The organism is Bacillus cereus group sp. BfR-BA-01441 (assembly GCF_022663075.1).
GTDB lineage: Bacteria > Bacillota > Bacilli > Bacillales > Bacillaceae_G > Bacillus_A > Bacillus_A cereus.
The window spans coordinates 1-8682 of the sequence record NZ_JAKUEU010000127.1 but is presented as its reverse complement, the minus strand read 5'-3'; the positions used below and the strand labels follow the sequence as shown (position 1 = coordinate 8682).

Below are 8682 nucleotides of genomic sequence, written 5' to 3'. Positions count from 1 at the left end.
TTTTGATTCCGATGTTCAAATAACTCCAAATGATAAAATTTAACTAGACGCACAAATTGGGACAAGAAAGCGTAGCGTTTGATTAAAATTTAGGGTTTTAAGGATTTCAAGGTTAATTTCATATAAGTATTCATTCGCTGCTCTAATGAGTACTTGCCACCTAAAAGACACCAGTCTAATATTATCCCTCTAGCAACTGTAAAAAGATACGTTGTTATGTCTTCTACACTCATATCATTTGTTAATTCTTTTTCAAATCTTCCTTTATTAATAAGATCATTTAGAGTTTTGTAAATTAATGAAGGTTCATATGCAAATATTTTTTTGTTGAAATCGTTAAGGAGATTTATATGTAACTCTAATTTAGTAGTATATTTAGCTATGCATTGGAAGAAAGTCAAAACAGTTTTTTGTATTGTCGTATGTTGAGTTATACTTTTCAATTCTACATGTAGGTTTTCTTCAATTTGTTGAAATAACTTTTGATAAATATCTTCTTTGGAAGAAAAATGATGATAAAAAGTGCCAACAGATATATTTGCCTTTTTACAAATATCTTCAATAGTTATATTTTCAATTTCTTTTTTTTTCGTTAAATTTAAAAATACAAGAAATATATTGTTCTGTGTTTGTAGAGCTTGTTGCTTTCTTTTGGTTAAATTTTTGTTATGCAATCCTTATTCCCCCTTAACTATATATTAACTGATATCTGGAAAGTGAAAAAGTATTTTGAAAATTTTGGTTATTGTTGTATAATTTTCATTACATCGAATGATATTCGGTGAATGTAATTCGGTATAATGAAAATTATTTTTTTGAGGGGAGATTGTTATATATGAAAACACCTTATCAATCAATCTTTATGATTCCTACAAATAAGCTGTTAGGAAAACAGGCTTTAGGAGACCCATATGAACCATTTGAATGGTATAAAGAGATGCGAGAAAAAGAACCCATTTATTTTAATTCTCAGGCTGACATGTGGAATGTTTTTTTGTACGAAGATGTAAAAAGAGTCTTAGAGGATAAAGAGTTTTTTTCTAACATTATGCCGGAGAAGAAAAAATCTCCCTTTCCACAAAGTATACTTGGGATGGATCCGCCAAAACATACACAAATCCGGTCTATTGTAAATCGTTCGTTCACTCCTAAAGCATTAAAGGTATGGGAGCCGAGAATTCAGCAAATCACAAATGATATTCTTATTCAATTATCTAATCGTGATAATTTTGATATTGTCCAAGAGTTATTTTATCCTTTACCGGTGATAGTAATTGCTGAAATGTTAGGTGTTTCTGTTAATGATATGGACAGATTCAAAAAGTGGTCGGATATTATAGTAAGTTCACCCAACCATGATGATCCGGATTATTTGAAAGAATTTTTTCATATACGTTTACAAGCAGAAAATGAATTAGAGGAATTTTTTGAAGAAATCATACAACTCAATCGAGGAAAATCCAAAAAGGATTCAAATGACATTATTTCTTTATTAGTTCAAAGTGAAGCAGACAAAAACATTTCGGGCAAGGAAGTAGTATCATTTTGTAAATTACTATTGGTAGCAGGAAATGAAACAACAACTAACTTGCTTGGAAACTTATTATATTGTTTGATAGAAAATCCAGATGTTTACAAGCAAATACAACAGGATGTATCCCTTGTTCCAAAAGCAATTGAAGAAGTATTGCGGTATCGTTCACCAGCTCAAAGAATTGTACGCAAAGTAAAAAAAGAGATTCAAATAAGAGACAAAACTCTACAAGTAGATCAAATTATCTCAGGTTGGATTGGATCAGCTAATCGAGACTCTCTTCATTTTAAAGATGCCGATAGTTTTAACATACATCGTAGTCGAAATCCTCATCTTGCATTTGGTCATGGAATCCACTTTTGCTTAGGTGCTCCCCTAGCTAGATTAGAAGCTAAAATTGTATTGACGGAATTAATGAAAAAATATAAATCATTTTCGTTTATTGACCATAATCTTCCCGCTCCTATCTCAAGTGTTAGTTCTGTATATGGATTGAAATCTTTCCCTGTTAAAAGTGAAATAATCATATAAAGTAAATAGTTTGGCTCTGGTACAGGCTGTATTAGAGCTAACTCTATTTATAAACTAGCACTATCAACATCAGAATATCAAAAAATTATTGCAAAGATGGTTTTAAGTATAGTGAATTTAGTGATTTTGTTTTTTATGAATATACATAAAAACAATAGTTGTCATTATTTTCCGAAGATTTATCTCGATATATGTCTCCGATTCACTTTATCAGTTTGCTATATAAATATTACTTTTTGAATCTTGATTTTAGTATTTATTGTTATATGTTAATAAAAAGTTAAATATTTCTGCACAACTTCTGCACATATATAGGTAGTTTCTGTGTCATGATATATCAGTCAAGTGAAATATTTCACATACAGGGTAGGATACATATTCACTATAGTTCCTGCGTAACTTACGCATACCCGAAACGATTTACTCTCTTGTTATACTTTTACATCAAAGCCCACATCACACTACAAAGCATAACAAGAAGGGGACAGGAATAAGCAAATGATTAAACACCTAAAAAACTTAAAAATGAACAAAAACAGTCTAGGAGCTGTTGCATTAGTAGCTGGAATTATTGGCACTACTCTTATTCCTCAAAATGCATACGCGCACGGATTTGTTGAAAAACCTGGTAGCCGTTCCGCTTTATGTAGCCAAACTTACGGCGCGCTGAATGTAAACTGCGGAAGCATTATGTACGAACCACAAAGTTTAGAAGCTCCAAAGGGATTTCCGCAAGCGGGCCCAGTTGATGGACAAATTGCTTCTGCAGGCGGCAAATTTGGTGGTATTTTAGATCAACAAACAATAGATCGTTGGTTTAAAAATACAATTACTGGCGGGGAAAATACATTTACTTGGAAGTTTACAGCGCCACACTTAACAAGCAAGTGGCATTATTACATTACAAAAAAAGGATGGGATCCAAATAAAGCGTTAACAAGAGCAGACTTTGAGCCAATTGGTACTGTACAACATGATGGTTCTGCGGCCTCAAATAATGTAGCGCACAAAATCAATGTACCCACTGATCGTAGTGGATACCATGTGATTTTAGCTGTATGGGATGTAGCGGATACTGTGAATGCGTTCTATAATGTTATTGACGTGAATCTTATTAATAATGTGAAACCAGACACAGAGGCACCAAGTATTCCAAATGGTCTTCAAGCTCAAAAAGTAACAGCAAATAGTATTGAGCTAACATGGAACGCTTCTACAGATAATGTAGGGGTAAAAGGATATCAAGTATTCCGTAATGGAGAGATGATTGATACCGTACCAGGCACTCATTTTATTAATAAAAAATTACAACCAAGTATGGAATACACTTATACTGTAAAAGCAATTGACACAGCTGGAAATGTATCAAAAGAAAGTGAAGCGTTTACAGTGAAAACGACTGTTGAGGCTCCTGATACAGAAGCACCAACACAACCAAAAGGATTACATAGTATGGGAACAACAGCGTCAAGTGTAGATTTAATGTGGAGTCCATCTGACGATAATATTGGTGTAGACCATTACGATATTTATAGAGAAACAGAAGGATCAATGAAAAAGATTGCAACATCCACTACGACTTCTTATTTGGATAAAAACTTAGTTGCTAATACTATTTATAAATATGTAGTGAAAGCTGTTGATGTAGCTGGAAATGAATCTATACAGAGTGATACTTTCACAGTTACTACAAAAACTGAAAACGCTCCATATGAAGCATGGGATGCAAAGAAAGCATATAAAAAGGGAGATAAAGTTCTACACGAGGGAAAAGTGTATGAAGCAGTCCAGAATCATCAAGGGCATGGGGATCCAAACTGGATTTATGCTTTATCATTATGGAAAACAGTGTAAGCTTTACCTGAATATAAACTAAGAGATAATTGGCTTTGATGTAATAAGAAAAACTTGAGAAATCACTTTACTCTTTATAAAAAAGACGACGTATTCAGCGTCGTCCTTTTTTATCTATTGCATGTTTTAGGATGTTACGAGGTAAAATATAGCATAAATCATTTCCTATCTACATTGTTATACTATTGAACTGTTTTTTTATAAGCCCAAAAGTCAACGTTGAGAATTCAAGTGCTCATAAAGAATACTTAGCTAATTGTTCACCCCAAGGTGAAAATTCAGTCTCTATAAATCCTGCTTTTTTATATACAAATTTAGCTGTAAGGTTTTCAGGAGCATATCCAATCATAATTAAAGAAATATTTGTTTGATTATTTCGTCTTATCTCATCAATAACCAGATATATAGCTAGTTTACCTATACCTTTCCCTTGAAATCTTTCATCAATCATAAGTCTATAAATCCAATAATTATTATCATCAGGATCAATCCCAAACATAGTAAATCCTATCATTTTTTCATCAAGATAAATACCTTTTGCATAGAAATGATCTAAAAATTGAACTTCTGCGATAGAATAGAGGTTGGATGCAATAAATGTTTGCTGTTCTTCTTTAACAGACAGTCTAATTGCTTCTTCCCAATTACTTTTGTCAATAGGCTTTAAATAAATTTTCTTCAATTTGATACTCTCCTTCTAATATTGAAGAGGGACCACCTAGTTTATGGGCTAGTGAAACGTTATCCTCTTATTTTTTTGCCCAATCAAATAAAAATATTTTCTCATCGACATCGCCTCCTTAAAGTTAAAATCACGTCATTATATTCAATATAGTTATATTCTTTATCTATAAATTCTTTTCCTACTGAACAAATCCTATTTCTTTAGCTAATTAATTCAAGGTATATGCTAACAAATATCGGTAGAATTTATTTACTTACAATTCTATTTCACTTTCAATAAAGTGTGACGTTTTTTCGTTTTGAGGAAGAATATAATTCTTAATTTGATAGCATTGCCATCAACCTATTATTATAGGGATTTCTTTTCTATTTACTTATATTTTCATTGTTACTGAACTTTACTCCATTAGAAGTTTGTTTATATCCCAGGTTGCCTCGTGTGAAAATAAGAATAAGCAAAGCAATAAACCCTAGCCCTATCACTACAAATGTATCTGTATTCTTTAAAATAGCGTTGGTAGAATGAGTTTGTACCAAGCTAAACGTATTTACACTTGCATGAACTAGCATGACAATAAATAAGTTACCGTGATTACAGTTATAGATCCAAGTGAGAATGATTGAGATCGGCAAACACAATAAAATAAAAATTGGCAAGTGAATATATAGGAGAGAAAGGTCAGAACCCGGTCCACCCCTTTGTGCAGCCGTTAAGAAATGTGGAAGATGCCAAAAAGTCCACAAAACACTAAGTAGTAATGTAGCCTTTAACGGTCCAAATTTTGATTGTAATCTAGGCAGAGCGAAACCACGCCATCCAATTTCCTCCGGTAAAGGTCCACCGAGAAAGAAAATTGCTACAAAAGAGAAGAGATAGGTTATAAAAAATTCAAAATTAAGGTCACGCAAAGTAGGTATCTCTCCATTTAATATCACCATACCTAGAAACATTGCAGCGGGGATAACGATGAGAGTAAACAAGTACCACTTCAAACCGACCTTAGTAGATAGAATGCTTTTTCTAACTTTTTTCCATGATTCTTTGCCTTCAAGAGTTCGAAACATGATACACGCTGCTAACATAGGGCCTGCAAATGCATTGGCAAAAAAGAAAATATCAAATGCCTTTGTTTTAGGGAAAATACCCCATTGGGATAAGATAAATGGAATTAATACAACCCATGAGAATAAATATGCCATTACAAAAAATGAAGTTAACGGATAGGATTTCAAATATCCCCTCAGACCTGTTGATGAGTTTTTTGATTTTGTTAAATACTTCAACACAATCACCTCTTCATTTATAAAATAACGTATATGTGCTAATTCTACATATTTTCATAAAGAACCTTTTTGACGTAATAGAGTTGAGTTTTTTGTAAGAAAGGAGCGATACATTACCAAAGAAATGTAGAAATTTCTATAACAGTTTCCTTCATTTTCGTGTCTATCTGGAATGCATCTGGGGGAGCATCTCATGCCTATCAAATTAAGAACATAGACAAGATGAACTTCGTCTTTTAAAACTAAAATATTCTTAATGCAGAGAGAGGTACACTCAAACAAATGTTGTTATTAGTGCTTCACTAACATGATTCGTTGAGCCCTCAATATAGAGGCATACTAGGTTATGATGTTTTTCCGTAACAAATATCGTTAAAAGTTTTTAGGTTTAGAGAGAGTTATAGAGGGTATACATACATTATAAAGATTTGGTTAGAGATAAACTTTATAGTGAATTGGTCTATAAAACTTACATTCTTACTTTAAATAAAAAGGGGGAGTATATATGAGAAAAAGGTTAATAAATAAGAGGATTCTATTTATTTTGTGAACGAGGAGCGTGTGAAAAATGAAAAATATGAAACGTAAGCTAGGAACCTTTGCACTTACAATGACTAGTATTGGTTCGATTTTAGGGTCTGGCTGGCTATTTGGTGCATGGAAGGCCGCCAAAATATCAGGAGGGGCCGCTATCTTTTCTTGGGTCTTAGGAATGATTGTAATATTATTTATTGCCTTACCATATAGCGAGTTAGGAGCCATGATTCCAGAGGCTGGCGGAATGGTAAAATATACACAATACTCACATGGAGATTTCGTAGGATTTATTGCTGCATGGGCTAATTGGATAGCCATCGTCTCAGTTATCCCGGTTGAAGCGATAGCGTCAATACAATATATGAGTTCATGGCCTTGGGAGTGGGCAAGTTGGGCCAAGGATTTAGTAGACAATGGTATGTTGACTTCCAAAGGTCTTGCAGCTGCTTCTTTACTTATTTTAATCTATTTCTTTTTAAATTATTGGACTGTTAGTCTATTTGCGAAAGTAAACTCGCTAATTACTATATTTAAAATTGTAATTCCTGGTCTTACAATTGGTGCATTGCTATTTGTTGGATTTCATGAAGAGAACTTTACTAGTCATCAGGACTTTCATGTATCTAATTGGTCAAATGTATTAACTGCTATGGCAACATCTGGTGTTATTTTTGCATTTAATGGTTTTCAAAGCCCAATTAATATGGCTGGTGAAGCAAAGAACCCAGGGAAATCTATTCCTCGGGCAGTTGTAGGATCCATTTTAATTGCAACTGTAATATATGTATTATTACAAATTGCTTTTATCGGTGCTGTAAATCCCAATATGATAATTAACGGATGGTCGAATTTAAATTTCAATTCACCATTTGCTGATTTAGCGATAGCACTAAATATTAATTGGTTAGTTATTGTATTATATTTAGATGCTTTTGTATCTCCTTCTGGTACAGGTACTACTTATATGGCAACCACATCACGCATGCTATACGGAATGGAGAAGAATGGATATTTCCCTAAAGTTTTTGGAAAATTACATCCTATATATGGTGTGCCTAGATTTGCCATGATGTTTAATTTAATGATTTGTTTTGTTTTTTTATTTTTATTTAAAGGATGGGGTGTTTTAGCTGAAGTTATTTCAGTAGCTACATTAATTTCATATGTTACTGGACCTATAACAGTAATGACTCTAAGAAAAACTGCACCTAATTTCCATCGTTCTTTCTATATAAAAAGATTAAACATTATCGCGCCTTTAGGTTTCATTTTTGCATCATTAACATTATATTGGGCAAGATGGCCATTAACAGGAGAAGTAATGTTTATTATACTTATGGGTTTACCTATATATTTTTATTATCAATTAAAAAGGAAATGGGTTGGATTTAAGAAGAATTTTTTAGCTGGATTATGGATTGTGGGGTATTTATTATTTATGATTTGTATATCGTACATTGGAAGTGAAAGATTTGGTGGATTAAATATTATAACTTATGGCTGGGATATGGTACTGATTTCAATTGTTGCATTTCTATTTTATAGATGGGCTATAAATAGCGGATTTAAAACAAAAGATCTAAAAGTGGCAAAGAAGATTAATCAGAAAATTAGTTAAATAATATACATAAATTAGAAAAAATGAATTTCTAAGAGTTAACTTATGATATTTTGAAATTTTTAATTAAGAGTGACCTTACATGCTCATCATGCTAATATTTTAAAATATCTCCAAAACGAAAATTTTATTATTTTATAGTTATGTATGAGAGTTTAACTCATTTTCTTCATTTGTGGGAACTACCAATTCCTTCAGTTGATGGGTATGTGGTGCTAGCCCATCAAGGGTTACCAACTACAAAACGCGGATATCGTACGTTATCAAGACCTAAATTCAAAGAAACCTAAAATATAAGAGTCCTAACATATTATATATGACTAATATGTTAGGCTTTTTTATTTTTTGTACTGATTTTTGGATCTGAGTTTGCGTAATATTTTTCTTTATTTGGATGGTAAGAAAAAGAATCCAGTTTGAAAAATCTTTGATCAAAATTGATTCCACTTTTGAGATTGACTATGTATCTTTCATAAAAAAGTTTGATCATTTTTGTGATTTTTCCTCCATTAAAGCGCTCTATAATGGAATACCGAAAATAGAAATTCGAATGCAAATTAGCTTATTTTTCTTCAAGTAACGCCATCCACCCTGGTAAAGTTAACACTTTTCCCCATAAGGAATAATGACTTTGTTCAAT

General features: G+C 32.4%; 6 protein-coding genes. 3 read left to right on the top strand and 3 right to left on the bottom strand.

The annotated features are described in order from the left end of the window. Positions 1-89: 89 nt before the first annotated feature. A complete protein-coding gene (locus MR107_RS28000) occupies positions 90-674 on the bottom strand; it encodes a TetR/AcrR family transcriptional regulator (RefSeq protein WP_242292997.1) in 585 nt (194 codons plus the stop codon). 161 nt (positions 675-835) lie between these two features. On the opposite strand from MR107_RS28000, the gene MR107_RS27995 reads away from it, so the two are divergent. Beyond that, complete coding sequence (locus tag MR107_RS27995; RefSeq protein WP_000856903.1) at positions 836-2065, top strand: cytochrome P450; 1230 nt, start codon at positions 836-838, stop codon at positions 2063-2065. Positions 2066-2563: 498 nt separating this feature from the next. Beyond that, on the top strand, positions 2564-3919 hold the full coding sequence (locus MR107_RS27990; protein WP_242292996.1) for a lytic polysaccharide monooxygenase: 1356 nt from the start codon (positions 2564-2566) through the stop codon (positions 3917-3919). Positions 3920-4154: 235 nt separating this feature from the next. Here the strand turns inward: MR107_RS27990 and MR107_RS27985 are convergent, their stop codons facing one another. Together MR107_RS27985 and MR107_RS27980 are read right to left on the bottom strand one after the other, a co-directional pair. Beyond that, positions 4155-4601, bottom strand: a complete 447-nt coding sequence (locus MR107_RS27985; protein WP_242292995.1) for a GNAT family N-acetyltransferase — start codon at positions 4599-4601, stop codon at positions 4155-4157. A gap of 368 nt (positions 4602-4969) precedes the next feature. Beyond that, on the bottom strand, positions 4970-5887 hold the full coding sequence (locus MR107_RS27980; protein ID WP_142407695.1) for a CPBP family intramembrane glutamic endopeptidase: 918 nt from the start codon (positions 5885-5887) through the stop codon (positions 4970-4972). 568 nt (positions 5888-6455) lie between these two features. Here MR107_RS27980 and MR107_RS27975 point away from each other — a divergent pair. Then, complete coding sequence (locus MR107_RS27975; RefSeq protein ID WP_242292994.1) at positions 6456-8042, top strand: APC family permease; 1587 nt, start codon at positions 6456-6458, stop codon at positions 8040-8042. The last annotated feature ends 640 nt before the right edge of the window (positions 8043-8682 follow it).

Bases quoted from the DNA above. Each gene is read 5' to 3' on its own strand.
- MR107_RS27995 (WP_000856903.1), top strand. From the start codon at position 836: ATGAAAACACCTTATCAATCAATCTTTATGATTCCTACAAATAAGCTG.
- MR107_RS27990 (WP_242292996.1), top strand. From the start codon at position 2,564: ATGATTAAACACCTAAAAAACTTAAAAATGAACAAAAACAGTCTAGGA.
- MR107_RS27975 (WP_242292994.1), top strand. From the start codon at position 6,456: ATGAAAAATATGAAACGTAAGCTAGGAACCTTTGCACTTACAATGACT.